The sequence below is a fragment of the Crinalium epipsammum PCC 9333 genome (assembly GCF_000317495.1).
Taxonomy (GTDB): domain Bacteria; phylum Cyanobacteriota; class Cyanobacteriia; order Cyanobacteriales; family PCC-9333; genus Crinalium; species Crinalium epipsammum.
Map to the genome: position 1 here is coordinate 2,729,585 of NC_019753.1, position 14,789 is coordinate 2,744,373.

Genomic DNA, 14,789 nt, shown 5'->3' on the forward strand with positions numbered 1-14,789 from the left:
CCCCTGCCTTCCTAATTTTCTTTGACTACAATGAAACAGCCCTGCCGTCTACAGGGAGGGCTGTTTGCGGTACAGAAAAATTAGATTTTTAGATTGACAATAAAAAATAAATTCTGTATAGCAGATTACGTTTTGTGGTGGTAAATTTAATTATAAAAAGTATAAAATATATAGATAATCTTGGTACAAAGCGAAATAATTTGGGAACTCTAACATAGAGCGCGTAATTCACAAACTGGTTAACCCAGTTGTGATGGTTTTATCAAACAGTGTGATCGGGTGACAGCTATTAATCTATTGTTTTTATAGACGTAGACGAATCATCTGCTCTTCAGGCATCAAACACCGCGCTCTCCTCACAGTGGGAAAAGTTATCCAATAAGAATTGTACTTTAGTGAAATGGATGTCTCGACTGCAAAAGCAGCCCTCACAGTAGAAAATATAACTTCACATCTGTCCCCAGGTGTGCAATCAATTAGCCCACAAATACGGAAGGGCGAATTAATGCAGTATGAAGATAATCCAACTCAGCTACAATCACAAATTACCCAGTTAATTTTGAGTAGTCCTGAGCCAGAAACAATTCTGCCAGAAATAGCGGCTGCTGTGGGAGAATTTTTTCACGTAGACTCTTGCTTGGTTGCTGCCAAGGCAAGCCATCAAGCTAATCAGCAGATCTCTATTTGGTGTGCGGAGGAGCATAACCCTCACACTGTAAAGCTTAAAGAGGAATTTTGTGGGTTACTGGTTGAGGGGGAATTATTAGCGATCGCAGATGTTACTCACACTAATTTAGTAATAGATTCGCCAATCCGCTCAGTGTTAGGAATTCAGACTCACTGGCAATCTTCAGTCAACGGCATGATTGTGCTTGGGCGATCTCAATCATACGATTGGAACGACAGGGAAAAACAACTCATCACGCTAGTCTCACAATGGGTAGCAACAGCAATTAATTATGTCCAGCTACAGCGACAAGTGCGAATTGTTGCACAGTACCAAAACTTACTTAACCAATTAACCCTAGCAATTCATAATTGTGGGAATTTGGATCAAATTATTCAAGTAGCTATATCTGGTATTGCCCAAGTGCTGCAAGTTGATCGCGGTTTGATGTTGCTTTTGAAATATGCAGATCCATTTCACAAAAACAAATCTTTAAAAAATATTCCTAAAGCTAAAGTTACAGTTGTTGGTCAATGTAGTAATAGCAACCTGTTAAACTATTCTTTTTCTCTGTCAGAATCTCATTTGTGTCAGCAGGCTTTCTTAGATGCTCCCACTCCGGTAGTTATACCTGATCGCAGAAATTTAGAAAAAATTAACTTAGAAAGTGAACTGGAATGGGTTTTCCCTTCTGAAATACCATCTTTACTGATTTTTCCTTTAACAGAGATACTCCCTCACAGTGCTGGAACCCATATATCTAAAAGAAAGGCAGATAGCAATCGCAACGATTATTTACAAGCTACTGTATTAGGATTTATAGTTTTACAACATTCTCAGCCTCGCCTTTGGCAAGCAGAAGAATTAGATTTACTCAACTGGGTGGGAAGACAAGTCTGTAGCGCGATCATCCAACACCAAACACTGAGGCAAGTGCAAGCTTTGGTAGAAGAACGCACAGCACAATTACAATCTAGTTTGGATGTTCAAGCAAAGTTATACAAAAAAACTCGTGAACAAATTGAGCAGTTACGCCATCTGAATAAACTCAAAGATGACTTCCTCAGTACAATTAGCCATGAATTACGTACACCACTTACTAGCATGGCTTTAGCCATTCGATTATTGCGCCAAGCAGAACTTTCTCCTGAGCGTCGTACTAAATATTTAGAGATTTTAGACCAACAGTGTAATCAAGAAATTAATTTGATCAACGATTTATTAACTTTGCAAAAATTGGAATCAGATGACAATCAAATTCAGTTACAAAAAATAGATATTAAAGAACTTATTTCACATTTAGTTAATTCGTTTGAGCAGGAATGGAATGATAAAGGGCTAAGACTCGCACTTGATTTACCTGAGCGATCGCTAATTATTCATACTGAGCCAGAGAGCCTAAACCGCATCTTAGTTGAATTACTAACCAATGCTGGTAAATACTCTCAACCCGATAGTACTGTGTATTTACGTCTAGCTGAACAAGCCAAGCAACCAGATGAGCAACTTATTTTAACTATTTCTAATACGGGTTCTGGAATATCACCTTCTGATATTAATTTTATTTTTGATAAATTCCGTCGAGGTCATGGAGTAACTGAAAAAGCTATTCAAGGTACAGGTTTAGGATTAGCTTTAGTAAAGAGTTTAGTACAACATCTTAATGGCACAATTGATGTCAAAAGCTCTCCTCTTCCAAATAGCCAAGTTTATCAAACCGACTTTACTCTTACTTTGCCTCCATTATCGGATAATACTAAAGTAGAAGTAAGGCATTAGAATTTATCAGACTGCTATAAATTACTCGCTCGCTTGCGGCTGCAATACACTACTAAAAAAGTAAAAATAGCTATTCCTACAAGGTATTTGAATGTCTCAGGAATTAGGGGACTAGGTGATAAAAACCCTTCGATTGTACCAGCGATAACTAACATTGGTACAATTCCAAATACTAATTGAGATGCTTGTGTTCCATAGAATTTTAGAGCATCTGCACGGCGATATTGACCAGGAAATAAAATTGCTCTAGCGAGTAATAAACCAGCCCCACCTGCTAAAAAAATTGCTGGTAATTCTAGGGAACCGTGAGGGAATACAAACGCCCAAAATGGATAAGCGAGATGATTTTGACCAACTAAGGTAGCAATAGCACCAATACTTAGCCCGTTGTATACCAATAAAAATATAGTGTATGCTCCAGCAGTAATGCCACCTGCGATCGCACCGAAGGCTACCGATAAATTATTAACCATAATGCCACTAGATGCTAGAGGTTCAATGCCAACAATTGACCCCATCCACAATTTATGATCATCTCTCACCATCACAATTAATTCTTTTGGTACAACCAGGGATAAGAAAACTGGATCTCGCCACGCATACCACCATGCTGCGATCGCACCTAATAAAAATAGTATCGTAGCCACCGCAATATAACTAAATGTCTCCTGCACTATTGCAGGAAACCCCCAGCGATAAAACTCTACCATCGCTTCCCATTCCTGACGGCGTGAACCTTGGTAAATTTGGTTATAGGCGCGAGATGTCAAGATTTGTAAATCTTGGATTAAAGTATTACCTACTTTCTGAGTACGCCCACGCGCCAGATCTGCCGATACAGAGCGATACAAACTAGCTAATTCCTTAATCTCTACCGCACTAAGAGACTTTAATCCTTTTTTTTCAACTTGTTTTAATAAAGCATCAAGGCGCTTCCAGTTAGGTTCCCGCCGCGCTATCCAACGTTGAATATTCATAAAATTTTTGGAGGTATCTGCCTAACATAACTTAAGATATTTTCAACCATATTGCTTTTATATATAGGCTAGTTTTAGGTATGTATCATCAAAATCCTCAAAATCCCATCAGACCACTGAGTATTGGTAATGTTGTGAGTACAGCTATTGCCCTCTACCGCTCTCATCTGAAAACTTATTTTCAGTTAGCTTTATTAGCTTCTGTATGGTTTATAGTTCCCATTTACGGCTGGGCAAAATACTTTGCTATCTCTGGAATGATTTCACGTTTAGCTTTTAAAGAATTAATTAATCAACCTGAAAGTGTTAGTAATGCCAGTGAAAGTCTTAAACCTCGCCTTTGGTCATTTCTAAGAATTGCTTTGGAAGTTAGTATTTTCTTATTTTTGATTTATTTAGGGTTAGTATTTGTAGGCTCTATAGCAGCTATGATGATTGGCGGAATATTAGGATTGATATTAGGGGCAGTATTTAATAATCCAGTCTTGACCGGAGTTTTGTTCGGAATTTTGATTATTACCGCCATTATTGGCTTTATTTTTGTGCTAACTTGGTTTATCTCTAGGTGGCTAATAGCTGAAGTGCCTTTATCAATTGAAGAAATAAATGGTAAACAAAGTATCCAAAGAAGCTGGGATTTAACCAAAGCATCGGTGATTCGCATCCAAGGCGTAGTGATGATTGCTTTTTTAGTAACGCTTCCCATGCTTATTTTGACTGTCTATGCACCTTCAATATTTCTAGTCACTCTTGAAGCAGGTTCCTCACTATACTGGCTCGTTTATTTGATTTCTATCGGGTTAAGTTTGGTAGGTGGAGCTTTTTTACTGCCTTTTTGGCAAACTACCAAAGCTGTTTTATACTACGATCTTCGCAGTCGCCGTGAGGGGCTAGATTTACAGTTACGCGATCGCACCATTTAACAACTAACAATTATCAGTTCATCCCTGGAAGTAATGGATTTTTTTAATAGAGTTACCGTTCAAACTCCAGAAAGTGTAGAACTTGAATTTACGTTAGCAGGTATTGGTAATCGTGCTTATGCCTTGCTAATTGACTATATTGTTTTAGGCTTAACTATAACGCTATTCTGGATTGCTTGGGCAATATTTGCTGTTGGGTTAATTGATGTATTAACAACACAATTGGGCAATAGCAATAGTGTGAGATTGTGGTTAATAGCGATCGCTATCCTACTTAACTTCTTTATTTACACTGGTTACTTTGTGTTTTTTGAGGTACTGTGGCAAGGACAAACACCTGGAAAACGCTATGCCAAAATTCGGGTAATTAGAGATGATGGTCGTCGAGTTGGTATTCAACAAGCTACGCTTAGAACACTGCTAAGACTAATTGATGATACCCTTTTTATAGGTGCTTTTTTAATTATGTTGGGGCGACAAGAAAAACGTTTAGGAGACTGGGCAGCAGGAACTCTTGTTATTCAAGAAGAATATTTAGTTGCTGCTACCAACTTCCCAATTTCTGAACAAGCGCAACAATTAGCAACTCAATTATCAGAAATAGCTAATTTATCTCAGTTATTACCTGATGACTTTGCTGCCATTCGCGAGTTTTTGCAGCGTCGCCAGGGCATGACTTCTCAAGCTAAAGCTGATTTGAGTTTACAACTAGCTCGTCAAATCAAAACAATTATTTCTTTAGAAAAGTTACCCACAGCTTTAACAGCAGAAGTGTTTTTAGAAGCTGTATACCTGGCTTATCAATTAACAATTAACAATTAACAATTAACAATTAGCGATTGGTAATCACTAATCACCAATCACTAATTACCGATGACTGCTAATTATTAGCCTCCAAAACCTGGAATTAAACCACTGCTGAGGCGCTTAACTGCTTTACCAGCAACATCTGAGTAACGCAAGTCTCCAGAAAGGATTTTAGCCATAGTGTTAGTGGCGCGGGGCATCTTGACACCAACTTTGTAACCAATTTTGGGGAACTGGTAAAACGCCCCAGCTATCCGTTGCGCCCATTTCATATCAGCCCCCCATTCATTGTTCATTACCTCAGTATATTTTTCTAGGGCATTGCGATCGCCACTTAAAGCTTGATGAATTGCCTCAAATGCCTTTAAACCACTGAACATCGAAGGTCGAATGCCCTCTGCGGTAAACGGATCAACCACACAAGCAGCTTCGCCAGCTAAAACCGCATTTTGTGTATGCAGTTTTTGTTCACCATCCCACAAACATAAAGGATGCCCATACTGCTTATTGGTGTTGATATCAACACCAAACATCTTATTACTGTATTCAGTCAGAATTTTTTTAAAATCTTGCCCTTCACCGCCTTTAAATGTGCCTATACCAATGGAATAACCATCAGCTTTGGGAAAGTTCCAGATATAGCCATTTTTCACCATGCCAAACTCAAAGTGAATAACTGGGCTATTACCTGCTGGTGCGGGAGTTTCCACCTCCAAAGCGCCAGCAAATCGGCGTTTGCGTTCCTTAAAACCTAGCAACTTTGCCATTGGTCCCTTAGCGCCATCTGCGGCAATTACATAGCGACCTGCAACTGCACCATTAGCTGTATTTACCTGCCAGTGGTCACTCTTGAACTCAATACCTGTAACTTCTGTACTGTCCCGCAGTTCAGCGCCCTGTTTTTGTGCTTGTTGGATAATAAAGTGGTCAAAAATATCCCGCCGTACCATCCAAATAGGTTCTTTGGTTTCCAGTTGTACTTTCACTGGATCTTCCATATTCCAGGTATAGCGAATTACATCTGCTTTAACAGAAATAGCAGGACTAAAGTCAAAGTCAAACCACTCAGCAACAATAGGAGATACCCCACCGCCACAAGGTTTATATCGAGGTAAAACTTCTTTTTCTAGAACTACAACAGAATGTCCCTGTTTCGCCAAATGATACGCAGCAGTTCCGCCTGCTGGTCCAGCACCAACAATAATGCAATCAAACATCACGCTTAAAAGTTTTAGTTTATCAACGTTAGACTATCAGGCAATAGCAATAAAGCGCAAACTTGATTAGCTTGACTTGAAGCTATATATAGAAATTACGCTTTCCTAGAACAGCATCAGAATCGTCTGGTGATGGGGAAATAGGGATATTAAGAGAAAAAGTTGATATATTTTGCTGTTAGCTTCTTGTAGCTTAAAATTACTGCGAAATTCTCATCTATTTATTTGCTTCATTAAGCTAATAAATTTTAGTGTATAAACATTCCTACTCTAGTTTTTGATCCGCAAAGTTGAAAACATTACTTACACTAAGAAGCGATGCACTTGTGTACATCGCTTTCTATTTTTTCGGGAAAGACGCACCCATAAATTTTTTCTGATTTAAGCGCAGAATAAATCTTTGCGCTGATAGTTAAATATAATTTTTTAAAACAACAGCAACATACAAACTAGACTCGCTAAGGAATTTTCACCAATTTGCTGATCAGACGCAGAGTTGCACCAACTTTGGAGTTGATTTGCATAGCTCCCTATCTACTAGCTTAGAAAATATCAGCCTTCTTGCCGATGCTGCTGTTGTTGTTTAATGAGACAGATGCTAGGTTAAACAGCGTTTTTTACCTCTTAACTAAACATTTACCATCGCTGTAGTAATCTGTCAGAGAAGCTTGTTAGCTTCAATTTCTAATTTAGCACTCTAGTTTAAAAATCCCAAAAACTGCAAATAAAGTTCACAATTAAATAGCAAATGTTCTTAACATTTTGAGATAAATTAAGTAGCGATCCCCGAAATTACCTGATTTAGTTAGCTTGCTCTTATAAAAGCTTAGTTTACTTCCCTTTATAAAACTACAAATATTAATTTTGAAACTTTAACTAACCCTAGTAACTATACTTAGCATCACTGCAATAAATAAGAAGTGAAATTTTCTGGTTTTAGGAAAGGGTGCATCAAGAGATTTGATAGTTGGCTAATAAATCCTTACATACAACCTTTCCCATAGTTTTAGTGCATAAAGTGGCGAATACCAGTAAATACCATCACTAAACCCAGTTCATTCGCGGCTTTAATTGAATCTTGGTCACGCAAACTACCTCCTGGCTGGACAATAGCCGCAATGCCAGCCGCCGCCGCAGTGCGTACAGAATCATCAAATGGGAAAAAACCATCACTGGCAAGAATAGTGCCCTTAGCTTCCTCTCCAGCCTGTTCTAAGGCAATTTTAACTGAGCCGACCCGATTCATTTGACCAGCACCAACACCTAACGTAGTGCGATCGCCACTCACGACAATAGCATTCGATTTAACGTGCTTACAAACCTTCCAAGCAAACGCTAATTCCGCTAACTGATCTGGTGTAGGTTGTTTTTCACTGACAACCTGCCATTGGTTACTATCTTCGATTACCTCATCTGAAGCTTGAACCAGAAAACCACCTGCGATCGCCTTAACAGTTTGCGATGCCCCACTAGCTAAATCTGGCAAAAGTAAAACCCGTAGATTAGACTTAGCACTTAAAATTTCTTGGGCTTCCGGTTCACAACCTGGTGCAACCACACATTCCAAAAATACCTTAGTCAAAGCAGTTGCCGTCGAAGCATCTATGGGACGGTTTAAAGCAACAATTCCACCAAAAGCAGAAACCGAGTCAGCATTAAAAGCTTTTTCATAAGCTTCTGACAAGGTATTTCCTAACGCCGTCCCACAAGGATTAGTGTGTTTAATAATTGTCGCGGCTGGACTATCGTTAAATTCAGCAATAATCCGCCTTGCTGCCTCTAAATCAACTAAGTTGTTATAACTTAGTTCTTTACCTTGCAGTTTCGTAGCAGCAGCCCAACCACTTTGAACCGTGCCAGTTTGATACCAAGCTGCGGGTTGATGGGGATTTTCACCATAGCGCAGAGTTTGCAACTGTTGCCCTGAAAGTGTCAATTTTTGTGGTAAATCAGTAGTTGCTTCTTGGTTGCTTAAATAAGTTGCGATCGCTTGATCGTAAGAAGCAGTATGCGAAAATGCTTGCAAAGCAGCCGCTTGTCTAAATTCTAAAGATGCTTCTCCACCACGCTGACGCAATTCTTCTAAATAAGCATCATATTGACTTGGGTTACATAAAACAGTTAAGTGCGCGTAATTCTTTGCTGAAGCCCTTAACATAGCAGGACCACCAATGTCAATTTGTTCAATAGCTTCAGCTAAAGTTACCCCTGATTTAGCTATAGTTTGCTCAAAAGGATAAAGATTCACCACAACTAAATCAATTGGGCGAATTTGATGATGTTCTAAATCTGTAACATCCTGTGGTACATCACGCCGCGCCAAAATCCCACCATGAATTCGCGGATGTAGCGTTTTGACTCTTCCCCCTAAAATTTCTGGGAATCCCGTATAATCAGAAACTTTTGTAACTGGTAAACCAGCATCTTTTAGTGCTTGGGCAGTTCCACCACTGCTGATTAAATCAAACTCAAATTCTTCAACCAACTTACGGGCTAAATCAATTAACCCAGTTTTATTAGATACACTCAGCAGTGCCAAACGCGCCATGACTCAAAATCCCTTATCCACAAATAACAAAAATTAGCAATCAGCCTTTCTCAGAATAAGAGCGATCGCACTATTGGGCTAGATACTTGCCCTAAAAAATTAACCTTGCCCTAAAAAATAGTTAGGACAAGGTTAACGATTAGCATTACAACATTCAACGGCTGAATAGTTGGAATTGCCTATTGCCTCTAAATCAACTAATTACTAGAGACCTTGGAGCAGTGGTAAATTGCTAATTAACAAATAAGCAAACCCAGCGCCGCCAATTCCACCAATTAAAAATCCAGTTGTAAACTCGTTCCAGCCTTCTTGGGTGGAGAGTGCATCTGGTGGGTTAGGTGTAGTAATAGTGCCAGTGGGTTGTGGTGGATTGCTACTAGCGTAGAGAGATAAGCCGATGGTCAAAATGATCAGCAAACCAACGGTTGCGAGTAAACCCGCTAGATTAGCTACATCAGTATCACGCAGGGGGCCTAGTTTGGCAAAAGGGCCAATTAGCCAGTAGCCGTGAGCCATACCAATTTCTAGCCCTCGGCGCTGTGGAGACAAACCTTTGCGATACGCAGGTAAGTTATTGATGAAAGATTTTGTGAAATCTGAAGAATTAATTGGGGTAGCTAAATTCCCAACTTGGTTGTCACCAGCTTCATGAACAACTTCTTGATTTCTAGGATCGCCTGGGCGATTTTTTGAGTTGCTGATTGCTTGTACGTTTACCATAATTTTCTTCACCCTTAGATGAAATATTGTTGTGTACTATCAAAGGTTTAAAACTAGGAATGCCCCAATAGATAATTAGGGGCTTTTTTCTCAGTATGCCAAACCTTATGCAGTTCTACGGTAGGGGATGGAATAGCAGGTCTGGGAAATAGTAGATAAAGTAAGCCAAAAGAACGGCTTGCACGGATAACCATACTATTCCCAAGATGGAAGAAGTAGAAAGAAATTTGAGGAAATCTGACATGAATTATTCTCCTTACAAAATCAAGGATACTAGCCAGTTAGCGTGGTGAGACAGGGATCTCGTTTTCTTTAGCAGTCAATTCACCTGTGAGCAATTCTTTGATTGCTGCCAAAGGCCAAGTGAAACCAGTGAGCATAAAGCCAACTGCACGAGGCACATCAATGTGAATTTCTTTGTCTTCTGGGTTAGCTTCTTTCTTAGTTGATTGCAGATAAGCGCGACCAACCCAACCAATCCAGCCAGCAATGTAGAGGAACAGAATGCCAGGAATTAAAAAGTCACCAGCACGATCAAGACGACCATCTACAACCAAGTGGGGCAACCCTTCAGGGCCACAGAGAGCTTGAGAATAACGCTCAAAGCGCTTGCGTCCTGAATCAGGGTCAAAGTTGGTTTGACGGGCGGAAGCCGCACGCTGCTGGAAAGCAGGGGACTCACTACAGGGTACTAAACCACCTAAATTATCAGCAGAAGCGGCTGGGGCAAAGTTGAGCCATATAGAAATGGCAAAAATTACAGCCAACAATCGTCGCATCGGATTATTTCCTTTTGTAACGAGATCAATGCTTTTTATACTAAACACAATCAGTGTTTGTACATCAGCAATTTTATGTATCGATAAATAAAAGTAGCAGTGAATGGATACCGTTTTAGCAATTGAAACAAGTTGTGACGAAACTGCCGTAGCAGTTGTAAAGAATCGTCAAGTTTTGAGTAGTATTGTTGCATCTCAAATCTCAATCCATCAGCAATATGGTGGTGTAGTACCGGAAGTAGCATCGCGAAAACACTTAGAAACGATTAATTTGGCGATCGCTCAAGCACTAGACGAAGCCAATCTAGATTGGTCAGGAATTGACGGCATCGCAGCAACTTGTGCGCCTGGATTAGTCGGAGCATTATTAGTCGGTTTGACCGCCGCTAAAACCCTAGCGATAGTCCACCAAAAACCATTTATCGGTGTCCATCATCTCGAAGGACACATTTATGCTTCTTATCTAAGTGACCCAGAATTAAAACCACCTTTTTTATGTCTGCTAGTTTCTGGCGGTCATACCAGCTTGATTTATGTCAAAGATTGTGGCGAATATCAAACCTTGGGAGAAACCCGCGATGATGCTGCGGGAGAAGCATTTGATAAAGTGGCAAGGTTATTAAATCTGAGTTATCCAGGTGGCCCCATAATTGACAAACTGGCACAACAGGGAAATCCCCTGGCTTTTCCCTTACCAGAAGGTAATATTTCCCTTCCAGGTGGCGGCTATCATCCTTATGACTCTAGTTTTAGCGGGTTAAAAACAGCAGTACTGCGATTAGTGCAAAAACTGCAACAGGATAGTTCCCAACCGCTACCTGTAAATGATATAGCAGCGAGTTTTCAAGCAAGCGTAGCGCGATCGCTAACCAAACGTGCGATCGCCTGTGCCTTAGACTACGGACTTAACACCATTGCTATTGGTGGGGGTGTCGCTGCCAACAGTGAACTCCGCAAACAACTACAACAAGCTGCCATTAAGCATAATTTGCAAGTGCTATTCCCCCCCCTAAAATTCTGCACCGACAACGCCGCCATGATTGGCTGCGCCGCCGCAGAACATTTAAATCGAGGTCATACATCACCATTAACACTAGGAACCCAATCTCGCCTTGCTCTAGCTAATATCATGGAAATTTACAAACACTAAGAGCCTATCCGAAAAATCCCGAATTACGTGACTAAACATCTGTGTTTATCTGTGTTCATCTGTGGTTAAAAATCTCTTAAAACCACTTTTCGGATAGGATCTAAACCACTAAAAACGATAATTGTAGGTTGGGCTTCGTCCCTCAACCCAACCTACTTAATTCTGGTGTTTTTTGCGTAATCTGTAGTGCGGGCATCTTGCCCGCGTGTCAGACTTATTAGCTAACTGCTTAAGTTAACAGCTTACGGATTTGATCCGCCACTTCCTTTGGTTGCTCCAGCATTGCTAAATGTCCACATTCAGCTATTTCTATAACATTATCTCCACAATCTTGAAACAATGTGTGAAAACTAGCTAAATGCCTAACATACTTCGGCTCCATTACCATATCCTGAGAGCCAGTAATAAAATAAACAGGTTGTTCCAAGCACGATACCACCTGCGGTAAACGGTTCACCTCAACTTCAGTTGTAGAATCTAACAAAGTGCCTAAAGCTGCCTCTGGGTGAGCCACCACAAAATCAATTAAGCGTTGACGACCCCAACAGCGAGCAATTGGACGTGCCACATTTGCCCGTGTAAACAACACATCAATCCCAGGCACATAGCACAACCATCGCGGACGGCGTTTCAAAAACTGTTCACCAGCAGATCTAAACTTTTCAAAAGCTTCTTTTAGATAAATACCACCACCAGCATTTAAGCAGATCACACCCTTAACTTTGTCAGTCAGTTGAGATGCCCCCCACAAAGCAATACTCCCGCCCAAAGAGTGACCAACCAACCAAGCACTAGAAATATTAAGCTTTTCTAACAAAACCCCTAAGTCTTCCGCATAAGCTGCGGGTGTATACGTTGAAGTCAAAATATCAGTAATACCTGCTACTCCCCCTGCACTACGAGCAAGATTATCTAACCTGCCATCAGCAATACTGCCATTATTTTCAGGTTGAGAATCACCAAAGCCTCGCAAATCATAAATAAGGCACTGATAATCTGGCGATAGCTCCTCAACTAGCGGTTGCCAATACCTGCGACTTAAAAGCCAACCATGAATGAAAACTAGGACATTAGGGTATCCAGTAGGAGTTGTCAACTCATAAGTATGCGGAACTCCCAGAATATCTATGGTTGCCATATTTTCATATTACCCCTCTAAGTTCTGCAAAGGCTTTTAGTAATTAGCTGTTAGCTTCTGGAACTTTTGTATACTTCCAGCTTTTTTTAGGGCAGGCATTGACCAAACCAATCAGTAAAACTTTCTTATCAGCAATTTTTAATTGCTAATAACTAAAAGCGCCGACCTAGTAACCTCTGTCGCACACCTTCGGCAATTTTTTGTCCTAGATAATCGGGAATTAAGCTTTCGTTTGGTCCTAGTAGGTAAAGAATCAAGCGGGTGCGTCCGCGCCATACCAGTAAATTAGCATTAACAACCAGTAAATCCTCTTGCCAAATAGCATACATTACCTTATAAAACAATCCGGGCTGGTTGTCGGCTTCAATCAAGAGTGCTGGCAGGTGGAAGACTGGATCAACATAAAATTCGGTTTCTACTTGCTCTAACCCAGCATCTAAATTAAATTCTACCGCTAACATCTCTTCAACTTCAAAGCGTCCTGCTAAAGCTTCCCGAATCGCTCGACAAACATTATCCGCAGTTTTTTCTGTAAGTGCTTTGCTACCGCGAGAGATCACCAGTTTGATAAATACCAGCATCGGTGGACGGATCTGACCATATAAGCTCAAGCTATGGATTGTCAGTCCATAAGCAGCCAAAACCCCAAAAATATCGCTCAACAGAAACGACTGGTTACGGTAAGCAAAATTTAAGGCGCTCTTACTTCCTTCCGGTTTAAGCTCAATGACTACTCGTCTCGTTTTGTAAAGACGATATGCCAGCCTAAGATTTTGTAACTGAATTTCATTACTAACAAACTGCTCATAGAATTGAGGAAACGCTCGGTTAAAGCGTTTGAGTAGTTCTTGTGTGGATAGTTTTAAACCAGATGCCATATTTGAGGTAAGACTCGCTTGCCAGGTGAAAAGCCGATCTGGAGAGGCAGCAAAGTGCAGTCCACGCTCCCAACCTGCTCTTTTGGTTAATCTCTCACAAAATTTTCTAAAAATTTACATAAAACCTAGTCTCAAGAGCGAACTCTCTCACGACTTCTGACAAGTGTAAGTTACATTAAGTGCGCTCGGATTCCACTAAGGATTGATTATATTTTTGTGTCATTACCACTTGTATTTCTTTTGTTTTTAACTATTGTTTACCTACTTCTATAGTCGCATTATTATAGGTGTAGTGGCACATAGACAACTAAAAAATCTTAACTAAACCTTCTGGGGTTGCTAACAAATATATACGGCTCTGCCCAAACAAGCGATCGCAATCGCGAGGGTTGTAGCCGTTTAAAGGTGTAGGCGGAAAAATATTTTAGATGTAATAGTGCCTAATACATAATGGTGTTATCATTAAAAAGTTAAGATTAAGTAGCCGACCATTGGGTACGGGAGAACATTAAATACCTTAACCACACCTGCATGGTTTTTTGGAAAAGTTTGTTTAATACTTCTGACACTGCTTCTACCTCCAAGACGACAGTAGAGGGCGATCCTATAGAAGGCACGGCCGCTAATCGCGCCAATAATGGCTCGCGCATTTTCTTCAGTACTGAGCGAGAACTTGATCTCTATGAGCTAGAAGAATTGTGCGATGCTGTTGGCTGGTCTAGACGACCATTGCGTAAAGTCAAAAAAGCTTTGCAGTTCAGTTTTCTAGTTGTTTCTATGTGGGAAGAGCGGGGAGCTAAACGTAGGATAATTGGTTTTGCTCGTGCAACTTCTGACCATGCCTTCAATGCCACAATCTGGGATGTAGTCGTTCATCCAGATTTTCAGAGCAAGGGTTTGGGTAAGGCGATGATGAAATACATGATTAAGAAACTCCGATCTGAAGATATTAGCAACATCACTTTATTTGCAGATCCTCATGTAGTCAATTTCTACGGTGGATTGGGATTCTTAGCTGATCCAGAAGGAATAAAAGGAATGTTTTGGTATCCCGAATAAACTTATACTTATTCCCAAAAGTATGTTATGCTATAAAAGCAAGTAACGGGATGTAGCGCAGCTTGGTAGCGCGCCTGCTTTGGGAGCAGGATGCCGCAGGTTCAAATCCTGTCATCCCGATTAAAAACCAATAAAGCTAAATTTAAC

13 protein-coding genes and 1 tRNA gene are annotated in these 14,789 nt (G+C 40.4%); 6 read left to right on the forward strand and 8 right to left on the reverse strand.

The window, feature by feature from the left end:
• The first annotated feature begins 400 nt into the window (after positions 1-400).
• Positions 401-2,446 (forward strand): GAF domain-containing sensor histidine kinase, encoded by a 2,046-nt coding sequence (locus CRI9333_RS11820; protein WP_015203404.1) that lies wholly within the window; start codon positions 401-403, stop codon positions 2,444-2,446.
• Between the two features lie 14 nt (positions 2,447-2,460).
• Here CRI9333_RS11820 and CRI9333_RS11825 read toward each other — a convergent pair whose 3' ends face one another.
• Positions 2,461-3,423: a stage II sporulation protein M gene (locus CRI9333_RS11825; protein WP_015203405.1), complete on the reverse strand. Its 963-nt coding sequence runs from the start codon at positions 3,421-3,423 to the stop codon at positions 2,461-2,463.
• Between the two features lie 80 nt (positions 3,424-3,503).
• On the opposite strand from CRI9333_RS11825, the gene CRI9333_RS11830 reads away from it, so the two are divergent.
• Complete coding sequence (locus tag CRI9333_RS11830) at positions 3,504-4,346, forward strand: hypothetical protein (protein ID WP_015203406.1); 843 nt, start codon at positions 3,504-3,506, stop codon at positions 4,344-4,346.
• Positions 4,347-4,379: 33 nt separating this feature from the next.
• Positions 4,380-5,168 (forward strand): RDD family protein, encoded by a 789-nt coding sequence (locus tag CRI9333_RS11835; RefSeq protein ID WP_015203407.1) that lies wholly within the window; start codon positions 4,380-4,382, stop codon positions 5,166-5,168.
• 65 nt (positions 5,169-5,233) lie between these two features.
• Here CRI9333_RS11835 and CRI9333_RS11840 read toward each other — a convergent pair whose 3' ends face one another.
• The 5 genes from CRI9333_RS11840 to CRI9333_RS11855 form a co-directional block, all read right to left on the reverse strand.
• Complete coding sequence (locus CRI9333_RS11840) at positions 5,234-6,370, reverse strand: geranylgeranyl reductase family protein (RefSeq protein WP_015203408.1); 1,137 nt, start codon at positions 6,368-6,370, stop codon at positions 5,234-5,236.
• 1,006 nt (positions 6,371-7,376) lie between these two features.
• Positions 7,377-8,918, reverse strand: a complete 1,542-nt coding sequence (purH, locus tag CRI9333_RS11845; protein WP_015203409.1) for a bifunctional phosphoribosylaminoimidazolecarboxamide formyltransferase/IMP cyclohydrolase — start codon at positions 8,916-8,918, stop codon at positions 7,377-7,379.
• A 204-nt stretch (positions 8,919-9,122) separates the two neighbouring features.
• Complete coding sequence (locus tag CRI9333_RS11850) at positions 9,123-9,638, reverse strand: photosystem I reaction center subunit XI (protein ID WP_015203410.1); 516 nt, start codon at positions 9,636-9,638, stop codon at positions 9,123-9,125.
• A 115-nt stretch (positions 9,639-9,753) separates the two neighbouring features.
• Positions 9,754-9,882: a photosystem I reaction center subunit IX gene (locus CRI9333_RS28570; protein WP_015203411.1), complete on the reverse strand. Its 129-nt coding sequence runs from the start codon at positions 9,880-9,882 to the stop codon at positions 9,754-9,756.
• A gap of 37 nt (positions 9,883-9,919) precedes the next feature.
• A complete protein-coding gene (locus tag CRI9333_RS11855) occupies positions 9,920-10,417 on the reverse strand; it encodes a photosystem I reaction center protein PsaF subunit III (protein ID WP_015203412.1) in 498 nt (165 codons plus the stop codon).
• 103 nt (positions 10,418-10,520) lie between these two features.
• On the opposite strand from CRI9333_RS11855, the gene tsaD reads away from it, so the two are divergent.
• A complete protein-coding gene (gene tsaD / locus CRI9333_RS11860; protein ID WP_015203413.1) occupies positions 10,521-11,567 on the forward strand; it encodes a tRNA (adenosine(37)-N6)-threonylcarbamoyltransferase complex transferase subunit TsaD in 1,047 nt (348 codons plus the stop codon).
• Between the two features lie 229 nt (positions 11,568-11,796).
• Here the strand turns inward: tsaD and CRI9333_RS11865 are convergent, their stop codons facing one another.
• Together CRI9333_RS11865 and CRI9333_RS11870 are read right to left on the reverse strand one after the other, a co-directional pair.
• Complete coding sequence (locus CRI9333_RS11865) at positions 11,797-12,705, reverse strand: alpha/beta fold hydrolase (protein ID WP_015203414.1); 909 nt, start codon at positions 12,703-12,705, stop codon at positions 11,797-11,799.
• 152 nt (positions 12,706-12,857) lie between these two features.
• On the reverse strand, positions 12,858-13,583 hold the full coding sequence (locus tag CRI9333_RS11870) for a hypothetical protein (protein WP_015203415.1): 726 nt from the start codon (positions 13,581-13,583) through the stop codon (positions 12,858-12,860).
• A 531-nt stretch (positions 13,584-14,114) separates the two neighbouring features.
• Between CRI9333_RS11870 and CRI9333_RS11875 the strand changes: the two genes are divergently transcribed.
• Together CRI9333_RS11875 and CRI9333_RS11880 are read left to right on the forward strand one after the other, a co-directional pair.
• Positions 14,115-14,642 (forward strand): GNAT family N-acetyltransferase, encoded by a 528-nt coding sequence (locus CRI9333_RS11875; RefSeq protein WP_015203416.1) that lies wholly within the window; start codon positions 14,115-14,117, stop codon positions 14,640-14,642.
• A gap of 46 nt (positions 14,643-14,688) precedes the next feature.
• Positions 14,689-14,762: transfer RNA gene (locus CRI9333_RS11880), tRNA-Pro, on the forward strand.
• Positions 14,763-14,789 lie beyond the last annotated feature (27 nt).

Excerpts from the sequence above, each read along its gene's own strand:
- CRI9333_RS11850 (WP_015203410.1), bottom strand. The coding sequence starts at position 9,638 with ATGGTAAACGTACAAGCAATCAGCAACTCAAAAAATCGCCCAGGCGAT.
- CRI9333_RS28570 (WP_015203411.1), bottom strand. The coding sequence starts at position 9,882 with ATGTCAGATTTCCTCAAATTTCTTTCTACTTCTTCCATCTTGGGAATA.
- CRI9333_RS11820 (WP_015203404.1), top strand. The coding sequence starts at position 401 with ATGGATGTCTCGACTGCAAAAGCAGCCCTCACAGTAGAAAATATAACT.
- CRI9333_RS11825 (WP_015203405.1), bottom strand. The coding sequence starts at position 3,423 with ATGAATATTCAACGTTGGATAGCGCGGCGGGAACCTAACTGGAAGCGC.
- purH (WP_015203409.1), bottom strand. The coding sequence starts at position 8,918 with ATGGCGCGTTTGGCACTGCTGAGTGTATCTAATAAAACTGGGTTAATT.
- CRI9333_RS11830 (WP_015203406.1), top strand. The coding sequence starts at position 3,504 with ATGTATCATCAAAATCCTCAAAATCCCATCAGACCACTGAGTATTGGT.
- CRI9333_RS11870 (WP_015203415.1), bottom strand. The coding sequence starts at position 13,583 with ATGGCATCTGGTTTAAAACTATCCACACAAGAACTACTCAAACGCTTT.
- CRI9333_RS11840 (WP_015203408.1), bottom strand. The coding sequence starts at position 6,370 with ATGTTTGATTGCATTATTGTTGGTGCTGGACCAGCAGGCGGAACTGCT.
- CRI9333_RS11875 (WP_015203416.1), top strand. The coding sequence starts at position 14,115 with ATGGTTTTTTGGAAAAGTTTGTTTAATACTTCTGACACTGCTTCTACC.
- tsaD (WP_015203413.1), top strand. The coding sequence starts at position 10,521 with ATGGATACCGTTTTAGCAATTGAAACAAGTTGTGACGAAACTGCCGTA.
- CRI9333_RS11835 (WP_015203407.1), top strand. The coding sequence starts at position 4,380 with ATGGATTTTTTTAATAGAGTTACCGTTCAAACTCCAGAAAGTGTAGAA.
- CRI9333_RS11855 (WP_015203412.1), bottom strand. The coding sequence starts at position 10,417 with ATGCGACGATTGTTGGCTGTAATTTTTGCCATTTCTATATGGCTCAAC.
- CRI9333_RS11865 (WP_015203414.1), bottom strand. The coding sequence starts at position 12,705 with ATGGCAACCATAGATATTCTGGGAGTTCCGCATACTTATGAGTTGACA.